The sequence below is a fragment of the Methanofastidiosum sp. genome, from assembly GCA_020854815.1.
In the GTDB taxonomy this organism is placed as follows: domain Archaea; phylum Methanobacteriota_B; class Thermococci; order Methanofastidiosales; family Methanofastidiosaceae; genus Methanofastidiosum.
This window is the reverse complement of sequence record JAHKLW010000019.1, coordinates 19,853-39,195: the sequence shown is the minus strand read 5'-3', so window position 1 is coordinate 39,195 and position 19,343 is coordinate 19,853. Positions and strand designations below refer to the sequence as shown.

Below are 19,343 nucleotides of genomic sequence, written 5' to 3'. Positions count from 1 at the left end.
TAAATAATTAAAAAAATAAAGTAAAATTATTTGACATTTACTTTTAGCGCCTTTTCTTTTTCTTCTGCTTTCTTCATCGTTATCTCTAGTATGCCATTATCAAATTTAGCTTCGGTTTCTTCAGCCTTTATTCCAGATGGCAATGGAATTGATCGGTAAAATCCTTGATATCTTCTTTCCTGGAAAAAATATCCTTTTTTCTCATCTTCTTCCTTAGTTTCATATTTCTTTTCTGCTTTTATCTCAATTGAGTCTTCTGTTACTTTTATGTCAATGTCATCTTTTGTTATACCGGGCATTTCAAGAACCATTATTAATTCATTTTCAGTTTCTTTCAAATCTGTCAATGGTCTTCTATATTTTACTACTTCTCCTTCTTTAGACTCTCCAGGAATTAGCAGAGGAGTTCTTCTCCAAAACTCAGGAAACGCTCTCTCAATTTCTTCCTGCATTTTTCTCATATCTTCCATCACATCAAACCAAGTCATTTGATTCACCTCGTGTATTTCCTACACTATATGTTAACCTAACATTAAGTATATAAATCTTTCGCTTTCAATTTATAACTCTGTAATTTAATAGAATAATTAATTATTGGAATATAAAATACAAAAACTATTATGTGATAAATAATTCACGGAAATTATTATAAATATTAATGCTTTGTGCTTTGTATGGATGAAAAATCTTCTATAAATAAGGATACATCTTGTTCAACAGTAGGATGTCCTCTATGTACTAGAGACGGAATGATATTGGCAGGTATAGGCATACTTGTAGCATTTATTATACCTCACCCATTTGGATTTTTGGGATTTATACTAATGGGCTCAGCATATTTTCTACCTTCAATAAAAAAGTTAAAATCGCAAAAAAATCTTAATTAATTTTTTTAATATCAATTCAATTGATAACCTTTTAATATTGAACTTATATTATCTTTTGTGATTAAATGAGTGAAGATTTACGCAAACTTGCACTTAAATATGCTCTTATTAATGCCTTTCAGTATGGCGGTACTCCAAATTCTAAAGCCGTTACTGGAAAAATCATGGCTGAGTTACCTGAAATGAGAAAACAGGCAAAGGATGTAATCTCATCAGTAGAAGAAGCAATTACTCAGATTTCAAAAATGTCTAACAAAGATATAGAATATAAACTAAGACAGGTATATCCTGAACATTTTTCGGAAAAACCAAGGGAAAAAGAAGGCCCAAAAGCACTCCCTCCACTTGAAGGGGCAGAAATGGGAAAAGTCGTAACAAGACTCCCTCCAGAGCCAAATGGATATCCACACATCGGGCATGGCATGTCATTTTATTTCAATTATTATTATGCTAAAAAATACGAGGGTAAAGTAATTCTAAGATTTGATGATACAAATCCCAAAAAGGAAAAACTTGAATATTATGATGCCATCAAACAAGACTTAAAATGGCTGAAAATAACTTGGGATGAAGAACGAAATATGTCAGACGATATGGAACTTTACTATAAGTATGCCTTAGATTTAATTAATTTGGGTAGGGCTTATGTTTGCAATTGTGATGCAGAGTATGTATCCAAACTTAGGTACGATTCAAAAGATTGTCCGTGTGTTTCTAACTCAATTCAAGACAATCTCTCTCTTTGGAAAGAAATGGAAACTGCCGAAGAGGGAAAATATTCTCTTAGACTTAGGGGAGATATGACTTCGAAAAATACTGTAATGCGAGATCCAACTATGCTAAGAGTCGTTGATCATCCTCACCCGATACAAGGAGACAAATACAGGATATGGCCTGTTTATGACTTTGCATGCGCAATTGAAGATTCTGTTCTTGGGGTAACACATGTACTCAGAAGTAATGAATTTACACTTAGAATAGAATTACAAGATTATATAAGAGGTCTTCTAAATTTAAGAAATCCAAAGATTATTGAATATTCTAGATTTACAGTAAAGGGAGCGCCAACATCTAAAAGACTAATTAGACCTTTGATTGAAGAACATGTTGTCTCCGGATGGGATGACCCACGACTTGTAACAATTCGTGGTCTTAAAAGAAGAGGCATAACCCCAGAAGCTATTCATATGGTGGCCGAAGAGATTGGCCTTTCAAAATCAGAACCTGAGATAGATTGGTCACTTATCGAATCTCTTAACAGAAAAGTAATCGATTCTACTTCTGATAGGTACTACTTCGTCGCCGATCCCATGGCTCTTGACGTCATCGATGCGTCATATCAAATTATTCAATTAAGGCGCCATCCAGATATAGATAGGGGCTTTAGAAATATTAATATAAATGGTAAATTTTACATTTCAGGAAATGATTTCAAGGAAATAATTAAAGGTCAGATACTCCGATTGAAAGATCTATACAACATCTTCGTTATAGATATCCAGCCTAATTTGATCAAAGCTATGCACACAGACGAAAAATCTTCTAAAGATGAACTTTCTAAAATAAAAAAGATACAATGGGTATCTAATAAATATGTCAATGTATCTGTTATAGTCCGTGGAATTTTATATGAAGGGGAGGATATTAATCCAAATTCTCTTACCACTATTAACGGATACGGAGAAGAAGGCATTGCATCTCTAAAAGAAGGCGACATCGTGCAATTTGAACGTTTTGGATTTATAAGAGTCGACAAAATAGATTCGAAGGGAGTTACAGTTATTTTAACTCATAAATAAGGTGATTTATGGAGTTTAAGGAAGCTTCTCTCAGAGAGAGAAAACTATATTACCATGAAGAATGGAAAGAGAAAGATGTTCCTGAATTTATAGTCGAACGAATAACTGAAAGGGAATTTGCGTTTGATCATGATGGAAACGGATATAATGACAGGTACAAAGGATTTGATAACGTTGGCCAATTTTCAGATTTTCTGATTAAAAACTTTCCTTATGCAGTTTGTACCAGTGTTTCATATTACTCTAAACCTAAAAATCGAGAAGATTGGAAAGGCGCAGAACTAGTTTTTGATATTGATGCAAAAGATCTAGTAGTTAAAACCTGTGATTGCAAACAAGGAAATGTATGTGAAAAATGTCTATCGGAAGCCAAGGAAATCGTTTTACATATACGGGACACAATGATGGGGGATTTGGGAATAAAACGATTATTTTTAGTATATTCTGGTAGAGGCTATCACTTAAGAGTAGTTGATAAAGAAGTACTCCCGCTTGAGAGAAGATCAGAAGTACTAGAATATGTAACAGGTTCCAAAAAACCCAAAGACCTTTTCTTGTCTCATGGGTATCCCGCCGTTTACAGAAAAATGTTTATTCTGACCTTTGGTAAAATGAAAGATAAGGATCTTCCTTTTAGTAAAAATATCGTAGATACACTTCTTTTAGAGAAAGAAAATATTATCTCAAAAATAAAAGACCGCCACGTTGATTTTTTAGATATTAAAGGGATTGGGGATAAGACAAAAAATGAATTCTTACAACATATAGAGCGAATTAATGGGTCTCTAGTTGATGGAAAAGTCACTGTTGACGTAAAAAGAATATTGAGACTCCCGTCTACGCTTCATTCTAAAGTTTCAATGAAATGTGTTGAAATAAAGAATATAGAATATTTTGATCCATTAAAACACGCAGTGCCAAAGTTCGTTTTAGAGAGAAAAGATTAGATTTACCAAAAGGCTTTAAAACATTTATAGTTATTGACTTCATGGTTTCTGAGGTTCCTGAAGACTATAATCCTGTTTCTTTAGAAACAAAAATACTAAAGGATTGGGGCGATATAGACATCTATGCTAAATTAAAGCAGTTAAGAGCAAATGGCCCTAAATATTTCTTTCTTGATGGGCCACCGTATATGAATGGATTGCCACATATTGGTCACGCTAGGACAAGAGCTTTGAGAGATCCTGTCCTGAAATACAAGTCAATGAATGGATACAATGTTTGGCATCAACCAGGATTTGATATGCACGGGCTACCCATAGAGGTAAAAATTGAAGAAATATTAGGCACCCAAACAAAAAGCGATATAGAAAAAATAGGAACTGAAAAATTCATAAAAGCATGCAAGGAGAGGGGCTTATCTTTCCTTAAGATATGGATTGATTTTTATAAGAGATTTGGAATGATTGGAGATTTTGAAAATCCTTACATGACCTTATCTAATTCATATATAGAATCCTCTTGGTACTTCTTTAAGAAAGCATGGGAAAAAAATCTTTTGTATAAAGGCAAGGCCACAGTTGCTTGGTGTCCAAGATGCGAAACACCACTCTCCGGCTATGAGTCAACTGATGAGTACAAAGATGTAGAAGATGACTCAATTTATGTCAAATTCCCCTTAGTTGACAGAAAAGATGAATATATTATTATATGGACAACAACTCCATGGACTATTCCAGCAAATGTTGCTATTGCAGTAAACTCAAGGTATGATTATGTCAGGGTAAAAGCAGGGAATGAGGTATGGATAGTTGCAAAGGAGCTTTTGGACAAACTAATGAACTTATTCGAAGTTGATGATTATGAGGTCATTGAAACTTTGAAAGGAGAGGCTCTATTGGGCCTTAAATATAGGCACATACTTGATGATGATGTACCAATACACAAACAGTTCAAAGAGCCAAATGCACATACTATTATCCTTACAAATTATGTAACATTGGAGGATGGTACTGGTTGCGTTCACACAGCCCCAGGGCACGGGCCTGAAGATTACAGTGCCGGGGTAGAATTTAAGCTTCCAATATTCTCTCCTGTAAATGGGACTGGAAACTTCACAGAAGAAGCTGGGAAGTATAAGGGCATCTACATCAAAGATGCCAATGATCTTATTATCGATGATATTGAAGACAAAGGATTTCTTGTTTTCAGAGATTCAGTCTTTCACAGATACGCTCACTGTTGGAGATGTAAATCTCCTTTGTTATACAGAGCTTCTGACCAGTGGTTTGTAAAGGTAGAGGCTATCAAAGACCAGATATTGAAAGAAAATAAAAAAGTAAAATGGGTACCTGATTGGGCCGGTGAAAAGAGGTTTCACAACTGGATTGAAGGTGCAAGAGATTGGTGTATCTCAAGACAGAGGTTCTGGGGTATACCTTTGCCTATATGGGAATGCTCATGTGGAAATATTACTGTTGTTTCTTCTATTGATGAGATAAAATCGTTAGGAGGAAAAGTTCCAGAGGATCTTCATAAACCCTATATCGATGAAGTTTCTCTAAACTGCCCTAAATGTTCTGAAAAGATGAAGCGTGTTCCTGATATAGCGGATGTCTGGTTTGATTCAGGAGCTTCAACATGGAGTTCTCTAGGATACCCTCAAAATAGTGAGAAATTCAATGAACTTTTTCCAATGGATTTCATAACTGAGGGGCTTGATCAGACCAGAGGTTGGTTTTACACATTAATGCTTGAAAGCTTCATAGTTTTTGACAGAGCCCCATACAATCAAGTTTTGATGAATGATTTCGTCTTGGATCAGTTTGGGCAGAAAATGTCAAAGTCTCTTGGAAATGTAGTTGATCCAAAAGATGTCATAGCAAAATATGGTGCTGATGTCACAAGATTCTATTTACTATGGGAGATTGCACCCTGGGATAAACTAAAGTTCAACTGGGAGAACGTTGAAAGTATTTACAGAACCTTTAACATATTATGGAATGCCTACAAGTTTGTTACCCTTTACATGTCTCTTGATAACTTTGATATCAATACACCCCTAAAGGATCTAAAAAAATATCTAAAAGACGAGGATAGTTGGATACTCTCTAGAATAAATACTCTTACAAAAGAAGTTGAAGAAAACTTTGATACACTTGATTTACATTTTATACCTAGAAAATTAAAGGAATTCATATTAGAAGATCTTTCAAGATGGTATATTCGTCTTGTGAGGGAAAGGATGTGGCTTGAGGGTGACGACAAGGAAAAGATAAGTGCTTATGTTACTTCATTTTATGTATTCAAGAGATTATCAAAACTATTAGCGCCTATATCACCCTTTATTTCTGAAGCTATATACAAAAACTTTGTCGGAGAATCCTCAATCCATCTTTCAGACTGGGATGCGCATGATTCCTCGTTGATTGATTCTGAGTTGGAATCAAACATGTCCATACTTAGAAACATAATTGAGGGCACTCTTCACGCCAGACAAAAAGCTGGTATTAAGTTAAGATGGCCGATTTCGAAGGCCATAGTTGAAACTCAAGACGAGAATGTGAAAAGAGCTGTTCAGACATTATCTGGCATAATGAAGAAACAGATTAATGTTAAAGAGATAGTAATTGGTGAAGTAATACAGGAGCTTGAAATCCTTCCAAATCATAAATCAATTGGCCCTAAATTTAAGGGAGATGCAAAAAAAGTCGTCGAGCTATTAAAGTCTCATAATCCTTGTCTCATAAAATCCGGATTTGAAAAAGACGGCCTCTTCAATCTTGATGGATTTGAAATATCCCTTGAAGATGTTAACTTTAACTATCTTATACCGCAAGGGTACGAATTAAGCGAGTTTGAGAATGGAAAAGTCTATCTTTACACAGTAATTACAGAAGAACTGAAGTCTGAGGCCATAGCAAGAGAAGTTATAAGAAGAATACAGGAAATGCGAAAACAAGCAAATCTAAATGTAGAGGAATACATCAACTCTTACGTTGAATCTAGCTTTGAATCCGACTTAAAGAATCATGAAGACTACATTATGAGAGAAACAAGAAGCAAAATCTTACTATTTTCCAAAGATAATAACTATATTGATAAAGAATGGGAAATAGACGGTGACAAGTTCTTGATTGGAATCAAAAAACTAAATTGATACAGATATATGTTTATGTTTTACTCTTCCTATATTTCTACATTACGCTATAACTTATAATCTCAATTTTTTTAAAGGGGTATAAATAAGTTTTTTATATCAATATGAATACTCTGGTTTGATATCATGCCCTCAAATGTTACCCCCGAATACCTAAAGGCAGAAGACGCATATAAATCTGCTAAATCTCCCAAAGAAAAACTTGTTGCTCTCGAACTTATGCTTAGCACTATCCCTAAACACAAGGGTACAGAAAAGATGCAGCTTCAGATAAAAAGAAATTTATCAAAGCTAAAAAAGGAAGTCGAAAAGGAAAAGGAACTTAAGAAGGGCGGTTCTGGGGGGACTAGTTTTTTTGTTAGGAAAGAAGGTGCAGCTCAAGTTGCTTTGGCAGGTCTTCCAAATTCAGGGAAATCAACCATTTTAAACAAGCTTACAGGAAAAGATGTAGATATTGGGCATTACGCTTTTACTACAGTTAAGCCTACACCTGCAATGCTTCAATACAAAGGTATACAGATACAGCTAGTTGATATGCCTGGGTTAATTGAAGGAGTTTCCCTTGGGAAAGGCATGGGCGGGCCATTGATTAGTGCAATAAGAGCTGTCGATGCTATAGTAATTCTAGTTGATTTGTCAGTTGATCCTGCAAAAGACCTTGAACTAATATTAAAAGAGCTCGAGGCAAAAGGTTTGAGGATTAATAAAAAAGTTCCTAACATAGAAATTCAAAAAATCCCAACAGGAGGCATTGAAATCATCGGTGAGAATTTTCTAGTTGAATGCAATTCTCAGGATGTTAAAAAGATTCTTCAAGAAGAAAGAGTTCACAATGCCATAATTACTATTAAAGAGCCTGTAACCTTAACTGATATCTTTGAAGTCTTGGATAGTTCTTTAGAATATAAAAAAGCTATTATAATTGGAACTAAAGGGGATTTGCCTGGAAGTAAAGAAGGCCTGGAAAGACTCGAGAAACATGTAAAAAATTTCAAAGTTATCCCAGTTTCTGCAATTAACAATGTTAATCTCGATATCTTACCTTTTGAAATATTTTCTATTTTGGGAATTATTAGGGTCTATACACGTTCTCCAGGTAGTGAAATTGATAACGAAGCCATGCCAATGAAAATAGATTCTACTGCACTCGACGCTGCCAAAAAAGTTCATAAGAATCTCTACAAAAACTTCAAATTTGCTAGGGTCTGGGGGGATTCAGCAAAATTTGATGGCCAGAGAGTAGGGCCAGATCATGTATTACGGGACGGAGACATCATAGAAATTCACATCTGATTTCTTTATTAATCTACCAAATAAGATTGGTGTAATTAGTATAGAAAGCAGCGTAACTATCACTATTGATGAGTATAAGTCACTTGATATAACACCGTTAGAAAATCCATACCTTACAATTGCAAGTTCTAGAGATCCTCGGCCACACATTCCTACCCCAATAAGAAGTGAATTTCTGTTGTTCAGTCTACAAAGTTTACTGGCCAAACCACATCCTATTATCTTTCCACCCATGGCCCCCATGAACAATAAAATTATGAGTGGAATATTTATCTGAGTATTTTCACGATTAAACAAAAGCCCGATATATACAAAAAATAGTGGCATAAATAAAAATCTCATTAAAGTATTCATCTCACTAGTTACCTCATTAAATCTAATCCTAAAAGATAACATTGGGTCCTCTTTTTCTTTTATCCTGCTAAGTACAAGGCCGGCAAGAAATGAACCAATGACTTCATGAAGCCCTATAAAAGATGCGAAAAGAGCAAAAACCAGTGTGAAAATAAATACAATCATAATGGACTGGTGTTGGTCACCTTCAACTAAATATTTAACAATTCTTTTACCCTTAGAAGAAATTAAAAATTCACTTATCAGAATAGTAATTACAAAAAAGATTATTATTTTTAGTGTCACGTTTCCTATATCTACTAGACTAAATGTTGATTGATTAACTGTAATAGTTGACAGTAATCCAACTAGGTATATGGCAATTATATCATCAAAAAAAGAAGCCCCAAGGAGGATGTGGGATACGTTCTGATTGCTTTCATTTGCTACCATCCCCCCTATAATCTCAACAGCAGTGTTTGTAAGGATGATTCCAACAAATAAGGAAGGAATTAACCCAAACCCTAAAAGCCAGGGAACTGAAAAACATAAAACAAAAGAAGTAATGACACCGAATACCCCAATAATAATGGCTGTATACTTGGCTTTTAATAATTCCTTATACTCACTTGTAAGTCCAGCATAAAGCATTATCACTAAAAGCCCGATATCGGCCAGCACTTCTATTTCTTTACCAGGATAAATTATCCCCAATACAAATGGCCCAAATGCTATACCACAAATAACATGGCCTACAATACTTGAAATATTTTTCCTTTCTGCAATATCGCCAAATATCTTTGCGAATAAAAATATCAACAAGATATTTGTAAGGTCAATCATCTAATACCTCTTCTATGGCCTTTCCAAGGGCTTTCTTTAATATATTTATGTCTCCTTTTTTATGACAAACTGGTAGATTGAAAATCTCTGAAAACTCTTTACATCTTTCATAATAAAGCTCTTTGTCTCCAAAATCAAGATCTACAGCAACAGTTCTTTTATATCCTGTTTTATCAAACACAAGCTTCATTTTATTGATGTCAAAGGACCCCACAGTCTCGCATGACAACTCTCTCCAATATTTTGCCCAGCCGTATGTCATAAACCATGTGCCAGGTTCCTCATTTATTGTTTCTACGTAGCTGTTTCTTGATCCTATCAATGCACAAACACAATCATCAACAATTTCTCCTTGACTATCTTTTAATATAACAACTGGAACTTCTACCTTGCTTTCTTTCATTAAAGCTTCAACATCCCCAAGAGAATTCCCGCAAAGTCCAAAAAACACTACTAGGTAATCAACATGTTTTTCTAACTCTTTTGCTGCCGAAGCCACTTCATTTTTTATCAATGGAGGATCTACATGCAAGGCAAGAGGGAGTAGGTACAAAAGTACTTCAAAGTCACTTTCTCTCTTCAAAAATCTCACAGAACATAACTCTCTTACTATCCTAAATTTTTCTGGAGGGAGATTTTTGGCAGCTATCTCCTGAAATGCTTTAGAGGCTTCATTATAATAAATCAATATCTTGTCTATTTCGGGGAAACTCCCAAGTATTTCTAGTAATTCATCCTCAAATATCTGGCATACTACTATCCCTATTCTTTTCATGAGAATTTATCCCCTTACCCACCTTAATACTTCATTGAAACTGGGCTTAGTTCCATATCTCAATATACCTATTTTGAATATTTTCGATGCAATTTTTACTGAAACTATCAGAGAAATAGAAAGTATGATTACTGAGATGATTATGTCGACTACTGCAACTTCAGAAAGTAGAATCCTCATCATCATTATTGTTGGAATAAAAGGGGGCACCATACCGAGCAATCTTATGAATGCCATATTTGGATTCTGAACTATCCCAAAAAACAATAATAGAGGGATAAAGACTAAAAACGATACCAATGCAGATATCTGCTGGGAGTCTCTAGTGCTAGTTGAGATAGAACCGATTATTGCAAATAATGACGAATAGAATAGGTACCCCAAAACGAAGAATACCATTATTAAGATACCTTTTTCTAGAGAAACTAAGGGGATTTTTAAGAATGAAGTTATGATTACTATCCCACTCATCCAAATACTAATCTGTAATATCCCTAAACCCCCTAAACCTAAAATCTTTCCTGAGAGTAGTTCATTAGACGATATTGTTGAAAGTAATACCTCAACTACCTTGTTTTCTTTTTCTTCAATTATCCCATTTAGGAGGTATCCTCCTGCATTCATAATTGACATGAATAAAAATAGTGGAAGAAGATAATTCCCGACAAAAGAAAAAGGCGTTTCAACTTCTTCACCTTTCTTAGTTACTGTAATTCTTTCCATTTCAATCGGATTCTTAACTTTTGTTATGATTTCTTTAGAAACCCTCTTTTCTTCTAGGAGGCCTTCAATAACGATGTCAGAGAGTATAGCCTCGAGATTCATATTAGCCGATGAAAATGTCGATAATTGAACTTTTGAATAATATGAGACTTTCCCAACGTTTATAAAATCGCTTGGAATTATTAAATAGCCTGATATGTTATTATTCTCAAGGAGTTGTCTGGCTTCTTCAGCGCTTAATAGGTCTTTTATAATATAGTCGTTATACCTTTCTTTAAGAATTGGTAAAACAATACCTGTTTCATCGACTACCCCAAGTGATTCCTTCTCGTGAGATATTGTCTGCATGAAAAATACCGGAATAATCATTGACATTACTAGTATTAAAGGAAGAAGAAAGGTGAGAATAATAAATTCCTTTCTTTTTACATTAGTCAGAAATTCAGTTACTGCAACTATTTTTGTTTTAGATCCCATTTGTCACTACCTCAACAAAGATGCTCTCAAGTGAAGATTCAGAGATTTCATACTTAGTTATATCTCCCTTGTGTATCAAGACTTCCAAAAGATCATTATAATTAGTATTTTTTCTTAGTTCTATCTCAGCTTTATTCCCTTCATAATAAACATTTTGAATTATATCTATGTCGTCTAGATTTACTAACCTATTTCTAAACTCAACCGAAATAAAATTCTTTGAATATTTCTTTTTTACTTCCTCTATAGGCTCGTCTATTATCTTTGTCCCTTTATTGATTAGTAATATGTGATCGCAAAGTCTCTCAGCTTCATTCATTTGGTGAGTAGAAAAAATTATTGTTTTGCCTGATTCTTTCAAAGAATAAATAATTTCCTTCATATTCCTTGTATTGATCGGATCAAGTCCTACAAAAGGTTCATCTAATATTACTAGATCCGGATTATTTATCAGAGATACAATAAGCTGAATGTTTTGTTGCATTCCTTTAGAAAGTTCTTCTATTTTACTATTGGCCCTATCTTTAAGGCCAACTTTATCAAGCCATAGCAACGTGTTTTTTCTAGCATCCTCTGAATTTAAACCTTTAAGTCTCCCAAAATAAAGCAAAAGATCTGAAACTTTATATTTCTTATAAAGACCTCTCTCTTCAGGTATATACCCAATTCTTTCTTTACTTTCTTCGGATAATTTTTTTCCAAATACTTGGATACTACCCGAATCTGGAGCTATTATTCCCATTATCATTCTTATTGTAGTTGTCTTCCCCGCTCCATTTGGACCTAAAAATCCATAAATTTTGCCACTTTCAGCAATAAAAGAGAAATTATTCACGGCTATTCTGTCATTGTATTTTTTCGTAACATTGTCTATTTCTATCACTTTCATTTTATTACCTGGATTATCTATTAAGTATTAAAGCTACATTTTCTATATCTTCAGGGATATCTTTCAATATAATAATTAAGTCCTTGAATGACTCGGATAAATTTTCTTTTTCTGCTTGTTTAGTATAATTATTTAATAGTAATCTAGATATCTCGTCAACTTCCATTTTCTTCTTTATTATTTTCTTAGAAAATCTATTAATTTTCTCTTCGTCAATATCTTCTACTTTTTTCATCGTAAGATATATCTCCCTTGTGATACTCTCATCAGTTTCTACTAACTTTACTAAATCTCTAATAATATCTTTAGTTAGTTTATCATTTTTCAAATTAATCAATAAGTCTGAGGCTGATCTGGCCTTTGCACCAATACTTCCCATAATTTTAGATATTTCAGCATATTTCGATCCGTTCGGACCTAGTAATCGACCCTTTTCAAAGCTTTTTTTTAGTTTATCTTCATAGAATTTGGCTTCATTTTCTAGCTCCATTACTATTTTGCATTTGTCATCCATTTCAGAAATACATTCTTTTTCTAGAAGTTTTATCGCCTCTTCAAGTGTCAAAACTGAATCTTTTACATGCTTAATTTGATGATTATAATCGTTAATATAATCCTTAGAAAAAACATCATTAATTAAGTTCATTTTGAAACTTACCATTTTATTGGCCCCTAGATATCTATAATTATGTCTACTGTTACTCTGATATTCAGTTACATTTATAATTTTATTTAATTTTTATGGTGTCTTAAGTGATAAGATGGATATATATGATTTTATAATAACCCATGATGAAAGAGTATATCCTCCAAGTGAGGATTCTTATCTACTGATAGAGTCGATTGATCCTAAAAATTCTATAAATGCTCTTGAAATAGGTATCGGAAGTGGGATTATTTCTATGCATCTTGCAAAGGAAATAGATACAGTATTCGGTTGTGATGTGAATCCGTTTTCTTTATCTCAATCAAAAATAAATGCCATGGCCAATTCAATAAATAATATTCATCTTTTTTACTCAAATATTTTTTCTTCAATTAGGCCTGGGGCTTTATTTGACTTAATTGTCTTTAATCCACCTTATTTACCAGTTGAATTGCCTCCACAAAAATTAATTGATTTATCCTATCACGGAGGTATCGATGGAGGGAAACACATACGTCTATTCTTAAAAGATTTAGGCTATTTTTTATCGACCAATGGAACTGCTTACTTATTACAATCTTCCCTTTATCCTTTGGAAAATACTACCAATTACCTACAAAACAATAATTTTGGATATAATATAATAAATAAGTTAAAGTTAGATTTTGAAACTCTATATGTTCTTAAAATCAGCTTCTTCAAAGATAAAAAAATTTAGGCCCAATTTTTCATATATTTCATCTATTTGTTGCATCTCTTTGAAATAAATTAAATGTGAAGCACAACCTTTACTGCAGTCTGATGATCCAAATCCAGGTACCAAAATTTCTGCGTCTTTTTTATCAGACATGCCTTTTGAGACATCATGCTCAAGATTTTTATTAATTTCACAAGTGATAATTTTAATTATTTTGGCCTTATCTAGAAGATAGTCTATATGCCACCTTTTAAGTTTATTTTTATTTAGATGGTATCTTACCCTGCCAAATCCACCAAGAGCGCTACCGTTATATACATAATAACCTTTCTTGAATAAAAAATTCCCTAGTTTTCCTATTTCAATATATTGGTCATTTTCAAGTATTAAAATCAATGAATAGATTCCTTTTTGCATTATTTTATAATGCAGAATATTTCTCTATAAACTTATCCTTAAGTGACAACCATTCTTCTAGTTTTTCAGGGATTTCATCAATATAATATATCCTTTTATCTCCCACAGTTTCTTTGATGAATTTAATATTGGATTCATTAAGTAAGTCTTCTACAACTTTATCCCTGTCTATTTTGTCATAAGTTCTCATCCATTCTGGCAATTTCTCACCATATATTTTAACCATAAATTGAGTATCAATCCTAGAACAATAAACAATGATTTTATGATTCTTTCTTTCTAAAGATTTCATTTTTAGAACATCTATAGTCTCATTCAAAAAAAGCCCCATGTCTTCCCAAGAGTATAATTTTGTACCTTCTAATTCTCCGGAAACCCTATAATTTTTATCAAAATAGTTTAATAGAGCTACAAGCTGTTTTGGATTCTTTATAGTAACTTCATTGGCATCAATATTTCTGTTATATACAAAGAAAAATTTCTTCATATCTCTCAAATATTCTTTGAACATTTCAGGTAATAGTTTAGTCGCAGGTTTAACAACTAGTTTTACTCCATTTCCTTCAATATATCCGTATACCTGTATCTTCAAATGAACACCAGATATTAAGATTGACATTTATAATATATAAATTTATATATAAAAGATTTTATTACTAATTTATAGCCTAATACTCTAAAAGCGGTTCTTATGCAAATTCGTGACCTAGACTTTTACTAAAATCCCTTATGCAAGTCGAGGTCTCGTTGTAAATTTATTGCAAAAAGTCCTATGCTGGTAGCAAGAACAATCATGGCGATGAAATGTCCTTAACCACTTTCAGCGGACTATTATAGATTAATTTGCTTCTTAATAAGATTAATTGAAATAATTTGAAACTTTCGCAAAGAATGTAGGGTTAAAATATAAAGTAGTTGATAAAAAAATGATGTATGTGTTTTGAAAAGGTCAAAAATTTTATTGAAGATAATTGGTTAGATCTTGGATTTATTATATTTGCTTTAGTGATTATGAATTTATATGTTTTACCAGATTTAGATAGTGTTCTAAATATCATTCCCATCGAACAAAATGAGAACGTATCCATTAATAATTTGTTGATTGATAAGTTAGTGTTGCTTAATTCTGTAATGATTCAATCTAGCCTTACAATACTTGGATTTATTTTAATAGCATTAATCTATTTATATAAAGAAGAAAGGTATAGACTAAGCAAATTTATGTATGTTGTATTAATAGCATTCTCTATTTGTATTTTCAATGTTTGTACGCGTTCAAGTTCCGCGATTATAGTTGGAGGCATATCCAATTATACTGATGTTATTGACAAAACAAAAGAGGCAATAAGATTTTTTTATTATGTACTTACCATAGCGATAATAATATTCATACTAACTGTATTGGCTCTAATCCAACAAAAAAGTAACAACGATGAAGTCAATAATCTCAACAAGAATAACTCCCCAAAAAAATGTGAGTATAAAAAATAACACTTCCCATAATTTCATATGTCTTTCATGCCCTATATTTACTTGTTTGTTTAGAATCCCAATTATTTTTCTCATACAACAACCTCCTTTTATCTTATATTTTAGGTAGTAATTCCTACCGTAAAGCTTAAATACTAGAAAAGCCTACAAGTTTATGGCGATGAAATGGTATTAACCACAAACAGTAGAATGATTAGGGGCTATGCAATCATAGCCAAGGGTGACGAACCAATCGAGGTCAGTCACGACAAGTTTAAAATCCACTCGCAAAGTGGAAAAGGGTATTATTTGGTAAGGCACGGCTACAAAGTCTGGACATGCAATTGTCCCGACCACTTCTATAGGCATGCAGAGTGCAAGCATATCAACGCCGTGAAATTCTGGATGAAGTTGAAAAACAGGATTGAAGATGAAGCAAAGGCAAGAATATTCACACCAAAAAAGGACACAAAAACAAAATGCCCGAACTGCAACTCTACCAATCTATCAAAGAAAGGATTTAGAAAGAATAAGAACAACATGAAGCAGATGTACCAGTGCAAGGACTGTAACAAGCGATTCTCTATTGATGACGGGTTCAAGTACAACACAAGCGACCAGAGGGTAATAGTCCTCTCTCTTGATTTGTACTTCAAAGGCGTGTCACAGAACGACATAGCACAGCACTTGGCACAGTTCTACAACGTGACCGTCAATCAGTCCACAGTATCACGATGGATAAGAAAATACCTATCCTTGATTTCAGACTATACAAGGACACTTACTCCCGACGTGTCCGGCATGTGGGCGATAGACGAGATGGCCTTGAAGTGTAACGGTGAATGGAACTGGCTCTGGAACTTGATGGACACGGATACACGCTTTCTTATTTCGTCCATGATTTCGGAAGGTAAGACAAGGGATGTCGATACCGCAAGACTGCCGATGAAAGAGGCAAAGCAAGTGACTGGAATTACGCCAACCATTTTAGTTTCTGACGGCCTTAATGCCTACCAAGAAGCGGTAAGAAAAGAGTTCCAGACACACCGAAAAGGCGACGGGAGGAACACAACGCACATCAGGGAAATAGCAATCACAAACAAGGAACGGAACAACAACAAGATAGAAAGGCTTCACGGTTCGATGAGGCAGAGGAACAAAGTGCAGAGAGGATTGAAGAAGGTCGAGCCTTCAAAGGACTTTGTTGACGGCTTCAAGGCGTATTACAACTTCATAAGACCACACCAAGCTTTGAATGGCAAGACACCCGCACAGATGGCAGGCATTGAACTGGGCTTGGAAGGCAACAAGTGGGAAGGTCTTATCAAACAGAGTGTTAAGGTGAAAAGATGAGTAAGGTAACAAGCAAGGTATCTTATGTAAAAAGTGGGTACAACTCCCTAAAGACAATAATCCCAACGGCAATAAGCCAGTTGATGGAACTAAAAAACGGCGACACATTGTCTTGGGATGTTGAGTTTGTGAACGGTGAGAAAGTTATTGTTGTAAGAAAGCAGTAACTTTTATTTTTTATTTTCTATTGAGTAGGTCTCCATCTATCCTCTGGATGTTTTGTTACAAGATAATAAAGTAAATATAACCCACTAGTAAGTATCAAAATTATCAAAAAAGTAGGAATCGCCCCAATAATAAACATTTGAAAAATCATTTCGATAGTATTAGACCTATTTATTTCTGTTAATCTCATTAAATCATTTTTGTAAAAATTTGAATAAATTGTAAGTGAAAATATGAATATTAATACTCCTAAAAATACTTTAATCTTTGACTCTTCTAAAAGTATTTTTAATAAGTCATTAATATCCATTAATATCCCTATCTTCGTATGAACGAAAGTATTGCTATCCCCAAAAGTGCAATGGCTAATATAACCATACCAAAACTTGATAAAAATTCAATGATGGACGATATTCCTTTTGATATGTAAACTATCGAAAAAAGAAATCCCGTCAAAAACATAGCACCTGCTACAAAAGCTATTAACACTGGGGCTATGTCCAAAGAACTTCTAAACGGTCGAGATATTGCTTTTTTTCTTACCATATTATCTCCATTTTCTTTATCTTCGTTTCTTTTTGAATTTTCTTTTTTATTTATATTTTTATCTGTTTTTTCTACATTTTCCATATTTATCACTCTCCTATTTTAATCAAATTTTTAGAAAATACATTCCAGACCTCGAAATGCATAACCAGAAGAAATTTTATTGCAAAAACGGCAAAAGCCTCGAATTTGCATAAGAACCCTAAAAGCTAACACTTATTAATAGATTAACTTCTTCTATTTCAAAATACAGAATTTTGAAATGCAGGAGGCTTATTATTGGATATAGAAACCCAGTTATCAAAAAAATATGGTATTTCCAGAGAAGAACTGATAAGAGCTATTGAACGTGAAATAAAATTAATAGAATCTAAAGGTAGCGGCGGAAGAAAAAATAGGATAATGCTTGTAGAAACAGAATTCGTTAAAAGACACTTTATTAGCCCTAAAAACGCTGAAAAATTTCTCAAAGAAGCAAAAAAACGCATTTCAACTACTTCTTTTTGGAGATTAAGAAAGAATCTTGAGAAAAAAGGTATTCTAATAGACCCAGATGGGAATCTAATTGAATAGATTAATAGCTATTAGCTAATATTTATTATTTATTAATTATTACATATAGAAGATATTTTACACTTCATTTATATACTTGGTCTAAATGTTGTTTCTTCGTTAACTAGCCCACTCTAAACAGTTAAAAACATGCATTTTTAGGGCCAAAACACTTATAAATAATGTTATTAGTTATTATATAATACATATCAATTAATAACTAATATGTGTTATATAATATTTATTAATATAGGTGATATCTTGGAAACTATTGCCATATACAATCAAAAAGGTGGAACTGGAAAAACTACCACGACTATAAACCTAGGGCATGCGCTTGCGCTCACTGGAAAAAAGGTACTCATTATAGATATAGATGATCAAGGTAACGATGCAGAATGTTTGGGAGTTAAATTTACTAAAAGCATTTATCATCTACTAAAAGACGAAGCACCTTTTGAGGAATGTATTGTGGGTGCTAGAAAGAACTTGGATTTATTGGCATCAGACGAAACAATATCTCAAGTTGCCCTAGAAATGGTAGGTTGGAGAAATAGAGAGAATGCTTTAAAGAAGCGCCTAGAAGGAATTAACTATGACTTTGCACTCATAGACTGTCAAACAGGACTCGGAATACTTAACGAAAATGCACTAAATTTTTGTAAAAAGCTACTTGTGCCAGTCTCAATGGAATATCTTTCAGTAAAAGGTCTTTTCAAAGTTGACAAACTTATTTATGATTTAAGAGAAGACTTCCAAAAAGATCTGAAAATAGACCTTATTGTTCCAACATTTGTAGATGAAAGGGTAAAAAGAACTAAAGAATATCTTGAATTCTTTGATGGGATGGACCATTTTAAGGGCATAATAAGCCCATATATCCGAATTGATACTAAATTATCTGAAAGTTTCGCTCTTGGAAAGACTATATTTGAACATTCTTTGAACTCAAGAGGAGCCTATGATTATATTCAATTGTGCAAAAGAGTATTGGAGGGGATATGATGGCCTTAACTGACGGGTTAAAGAATGATTTGGAGAAAGAAATACAAAGAAGAGTTATCCTAACTAAAGAGGAAATTGATCACGAGAAGGAAAAAAAGGAAATAATGACCCAACGCTTTACACATAAAGAAGAAGAAAAGTCTCTATATAAAAAGAAAAAGATAATTAAAAGTTTTTCACTTGACGAAGAACTTGTAAATGCTCTAGACACGTTAATAAAAGATAAGTTGGGCATTCCAAGATCCATAAAAGTAGCACTAAATACTGGGGAAAGAAGTTCAACTGTCGAAGAAGCAATAAAAGAATATATCGATAAAAGAGATCCTGCACTTTTAAAATAAATATTAATTAATATTTATTATATAATAGAT

General features: G+C 33.4%; 22 protein-coding genes. 12 read left to right on the top strand and 10 right to left on the bottom strand.

The window, feature by feature from the left end:
• Positions 1 to 26 precede the first annotated feature (26 nt).
• A complete protein-coding gene (locus tag KO464_01700) occupies positions 27 to 488 on the bottom strand; it encodes an Hsp20/alpha crystallin family protein (protein ID MCC7572085.1) in 462 nt (153 codons plus the stop codon).
• A 186-nt stretch (positions 489 to 674) separates the two neighbouring features.
• On the opposite strand from KO464_01700, the gene KO464_01695 reads away from it, so the two are divergent.
• From KO464_01695 to KO464_01675, 5 genes are all read left to right on the top strand, one after another.
• On the top strand, positions 675 to 887 hold the full coding sequence (locus tag KO464_01695; GenBank protein MCC7572084.1) for a hypothetical protein: 213 nt from the start codon (positions 675 to 677) through the stop codon (positions 885 to 887).
• 65 nt (positions 888 to 952) lie between these two features.
• Positions 953 to 2,686: a glutamate--tRNA ligase gene (locus tag KO464_01690; GenBank protein MCC7572083.1), complete on the top strand. Its 1,734-nt coding sequence runs from the start codon at positions 953 to 955 to the stop codon at positions 2,684 to 2,686.
• 8 nt (positions 2,687 to 2,694) lie between these two features.
• Positions 2,695 to 3,633: a DNA primase catalytic subunit PriS gene (gene priS / locus KO464_01685; protein ID MCC7572082.1), complete on the top strand. Its 939-nt coding sequence runs from the start codon at positions 2,695 to 2,697 to the stop codon at positions 3,631 to 3,633.
• Between the two features lie 41 nt (positions 3,634 to 3,674).
• Positions 3,675 to 6,788: an isoleucine--tRNA ligase gene (gene ileS, locus KO464_01680; protein MCC7572081.1), complete on the top strand. Its 3,114-nt coding sequence runs from the start codon at positions 3,675 to 3,677 to the stop codon at positions 6,786 to 6,788.
• 126 nt (positions 6,789 to 6,914) lie between these two features.
• Positions 6,915 to 8,081 carry a 50S ribosome-binding GTPase gene (locus KO464_01675; GenBank protein MCC7572080.1) on the top strand — a complete coding sequence of 389 codons (1,167 nt, stop codon included), beginning with the start codon at positions 6,915 to 6,917 and terminating at the stop codon, positions 8,079 to 8,081.
• Here KO464_01675 and KO464_01670 read toward each other — a convergent pair.
• Genes KO464_01670 through KO464_01650 form a run of 5 tightly spaced genes read right to left on the bottom strand, consistent with a single transcriptional unit; the run spans position 8,046 to position 12,782 of the window.
• Entirely contained in the window at positions 8,046 to 9,257 is a 1,212-nt protein-coding gene (locus KO464_01670) for a cation:proton antiporter (GenBank protein ID MCC7572079.1), read from the bottom strand. The genes KO464_01675 and KO464_01670 overlap by 36 nt on opposite strands.
• A complete protein-coding gene (locus tag KO464_01665) occupies positions 9,250 to 10,032 on the bottom strand; it encodes a DUF1638 domain-containing protein (GenBank protein ID MCC7572078.1) in 783 nt (260 codons plus the stop codon). Before KO464_01665 ends, KO464_01670 begins: the two co-directional genes overlap by 8 nt.
• A gap of 6 nt (positions 10,033 to 10,038) precedes the next feature.
• Positions 10,039 to 11,232 carry an ABC transporter permease gene (locus KO464_01660; protein MCC7572077.1) on the bottom strand — a complete coding sequence of 398 codons (1,194 nt, stop codon included), beginning with the start codon at positions 11,230 to 11,232 and terminating at the stop codon, positions 10,039 to 10,041.
• Positions 11,222 to 12,121, bottom strand: a complete 900-nt coding sequence (locus KO464_01655) for an ATP-binding cassette domain-containing protein (GenBank protein MCC7572076.1) — start codon at positions 12,119 to 12,121, stop codon at positions 11,222 to 11,224. The genes KO464_01660 and KO464_01655 overlap by 11 nt, the downstream gene beginning before the upstream one ends.
• Positions 12,122 to 12,134: 13 nt before the next feature.
• Positions 12,135 to 12,782: a hypothetical protein gene (locus tag KO464_01650; GenBank protein MCC7572075.1), complete on the bottom strand. Its 648-nt coding sequence runs from the start codon at positions 12,780 to 12,782 to the stop codon at positions 12,135 to 12,137.
• 100 nt (positions 12,783 to 12,882) lie between these two features.
• On the opposite strand from KO464_01650, the gene KO464_01645 reads away from it, so the two are divergent.
• Positions 12,883 to 13,485, top strand: a complete 603-nt coding sequence (locus KO464_01645) for a methyltransferase (GenBank protein ID MCC7572074.1) — start codon at positions 12,883 to 12,885, stop codon at positions 13,483 to 13,485.
• On the opposite strand, the gene KO464_01640 is transcribed toward KO464_01645, so the two are convergent.
• The gene (locus tag KO464_01640; GenBank protein ID MCC7572073.1) at positions 13,441 to 13,881 is read right to left on the bottom strand and encodes a GIY-YIG nuclease family protein; all 441 of its coding nucleotides are present in this window, start codon (positions 13,879 to 13,881) and stop codon (positions 13,441 to 13,443) included. The two genes, KO464_01645 and KO464_01640, sit on opposite strands and share 45 nt — an antisense overlap.
• Positions 13,882 to 13,885: 4 nt before the next feature.
• Positions 13,886 to 14,500, bottom strand: a complete 615-nt coding sequence (locus tag KO464_01635; protein ID MCC7572072.1) for a hypothetical protein — start codon at positions 14,498 to 14,500, stop codon at positions 13,886 to 13,888.
• Between the two features lie 314 nt (positions 14,501 to 14,814).
• On the opposite strand from KO464_01635, the gene KO464_01630 reads away from it, so the two are divergent.
• From KO464_01630 to KO464_01620, 3 genes are all read left to right on the top strand, one after another.
• Entirely contained in the window at positions 14,815 to 15,372 is a 558-nt protein-coding gene (locus tag KO464_01630) for a hypothetical protein (protein MCC7572071.1), read from the top strand.
• Positions 15,373 to 15,537: 165 nt separating this feature from the next.
• Positions 15,538 to 16,704 (top strand): DDE-type integrase/transposase/recombinase, encoded by a 1,167-nt coding sequence (locus KO464_01625; GenBank protein MCC7572070.1) that lies wholly within the window; start codon positions 15,538 to 15,540, stop codon positions 16,702 to 16,704.
• Complete coding sequence (locus KO464_01620; GenBank protein ID MCC7572069.1) at positions 16,701 to 16,871, top strand: hypothetical protein; 171 nt, start codon at positions 16,701 to 16,703, stop codon at positions 16,869 to 16,871. The genes KO464_01625 and KO464_01620 overlap by 4 nt, the downstream gene beginning before the upstream one ends.
• Before the next feature lie 17 nt (positions 16,872 to 16,888).
• Here the strand turns inward: KO464_01620 and KO464_01615 are convergent, their stop codons facing one another.
• Both KO464_01615 and KO464_01610 read right to left on the bottom strand, forming a co-directional pair.
• Entirely contained in the window at positions 16,889 to 17,179 is a 291-nt protein-coding gene (locus tag KO464_01615) for a hypothetical protein (protein ID MCC7572068.1), read from the bottom strand.
• Positions 17,180 to 17,187: 8 nt separating this feature from the next.
• Positions 17,188 to 17,499: a hypothetical protein gene (locus tag KO464_01610; GenBank protein ID MCC7572067.1), complete on the bottom strand. Its 312-nt coding sequence runs from the start codon at positions 17,497 to 17,499 to the stop codon at positions 17,188 to 17,190.
• 195 nt (positions 17,500 to 17,694) lie between these two features.
• Here KO464_01610 and KO464_01605 point away from each other — a divergent pair, with 195 nt between their 5' ends.
• The 3 genes from KO464_01605 (at position 17,695) to KO464_01595 (ending at position 19,313) form a co-directional block, all read left to right on the top strand.
• Entirely contained in the window at positions 17,695 to 17,988 is a 294-nt protein-coding gene (locus tag KO464_01605) for a hypothetical protein (GenBank protein MCC7572066.1), read from the top strand.
• A gap of 240 nt (positions 17,989 to 18,228) precedes the next feature.
• On the top strand, positions 18,229 to 18,972 hold the full coding sequence (locus tag KO464_01600; protein ID MCC7572065.1) for an AAA family ATPase: 744 nt from the start codon (positions 18,229 to 18,231) through the stop codon (positions 18,970 to 18,972).
• A complete protein-coding gene (locus KO464_01595) occupies positions 18,969 to 19,313 on the top strand; it encodes a hypothetical protein (protein MCC7572064.1) in 345 nt (114 codons plus the stop codon). Before KO464_01600 ends, KO464_01595 begins: the two co-directional genes overlap by 4 nt.
• The last annotated feature ends 30 nt before the right edge of the window (positions 19,314 to 19,343 follow it).

What these genes read in the sequence shown, in the direction of transcription:
- KO464_01700 (MCC7572085.1), bottom strand. Translation starts at nt 488, where the DNA reads ATGACTTGGTTTGATGTGATGGAAGATATGAGAAAAATGCAGGAAGAA.
- KO464_01695 (MCC7572084.1), top strand. Translation starts at nt 675, where the DNA reads ATGGATGAAAAATCTTCTATAAATAAGGATACATCTTGTTCAACAGTA.
- KO464_01690 (MCC7572083.1), top strand. Translation starts at nt 953, where the DNA reads ATGAGTGAAGATTTACGCAAACTTGCACTTAAATATGCTCTTATTAAT.
- priS (MCC7572082.1), top strand. Translation starts at nt 2,695, where the DNA reads ATGGAGTTTAAGGAAGCTTCTCTCAGAGAGAGAAAACTATATTACCAT.
- ileS (MCC7572081.1), top strand. Translation starts at nt 3,675, where the DNA reads ATGGTTTCTGAGGTTCCTGAAGACTATAATCCTGTTTCTTTAGAAACA.
- KO464_01675 (MCC7572080.1), top strand. Translation starts at nt 6,915, where the DNA reads ATGCCCTCAAATGTTACCCCCGAATACCTAAAGGCAGAAGACGCATAT.
- KO464_01670 (MCC7572079.1), bottom strand. Translation starts at nt 9,257, where the DNA reads ATGATTGACCTTACAAATATCTTGTTGATATTTTTATTCGCAAAGATA.
- KO464_01665 (MCC7572078.1), bottom strand. Translation starts at nt 10,032, where the DNA reads ATGAAAAGAATAGGGATAGTAGTATGCCAGATATTTGAGGATGAATTA.
- KO464_01660 (MCC7572077.1), bottom strand. Translation starts at nt 11,232, where the DNA reads ATGGGATCTAAAACAAAAATAGTTGCAGTAACTGAATTTCTGACTAAT.
- KO464_01655 (MCC7572076.1), bottom strand. Translation starts at nt 12,121, where the DNA reads ATGAAAGTGATAGAAATAGACAATGTTACGAAAAAATACAATGACAGA.
- KO464_01650 (MCC7572075.1), bottom strand. Translation starts at nt 12,782, where the DNA reads ATGGTAAGTTTCAAAATGAACTTAATTAATGATGTTTTTTCTAAGGAT.
- KO464_01645 (MCC7572074.1), top strand. Translation starts at nt 12,883, where the DNA reads ATGGATATATATGATTTTATAATAACCCATGATGAAAGAGTATATCCT.
- KO464_01640 (MCC7572073.1), bottom strand. Translation starts at nt 13,881, where the DNA reads ATGCAAAAAGGAATCTATTCATTGATTTTAATACTTGAAAATGACCAA.
- KO464_01635 (MCC7572072.1), bottom strand. Translation starts at nt 14,500, where the DNA reads ATGTCAATCTTAATATCTGGTGTTCATTTGAAGATACAGGTATACGGA.
- KO464_01630 (MCC7572071.1), top strand. Translation starts at nt 14,815, where the DNA reads ATGTGTTTTGAAAAGGTCAAAAATTTTATTGAAGATAATTGGTTAGAT.
- KO464_01625 (MCC7572070.1), top strand. Translation starts at nt 15,538, where the DNA reads ATGGTATTAACCACAAACAGTAGAATGATTAGGGGCTATGCAATCATA.
- KO464_01620 (MCC7572069.1), top strand. Translation starts at nt 16,701, where the DNA reads ATGAGTAAGGTAACAAGCAAGGTATCTTATGTAAAAAGTGGGTACAAC.
- KO464_01615 (MCC7572068.1), bottom strand. Translation starts at nt 17,179, where the DNA reads ATGGATATTAATGACTTATTAAAAATACTTTTAGAAGAGTCAAAGATT.
- KO464_01610 (MCC7572067.1), bottom strand. Translation starts at nt 17,499, where the DNA reads ATGGAAAATGTAGAAAAAACAGATAAAAATATAAATAAAAAAGAAAAT.
- KO464_01595 (MCC7572064.1), top strand. Translation starts at nt 18,969, where the DNA reads ATGATGGCCTTAACTGACGGGTTAAAGAATGATTTGGAGAAAGAAATA.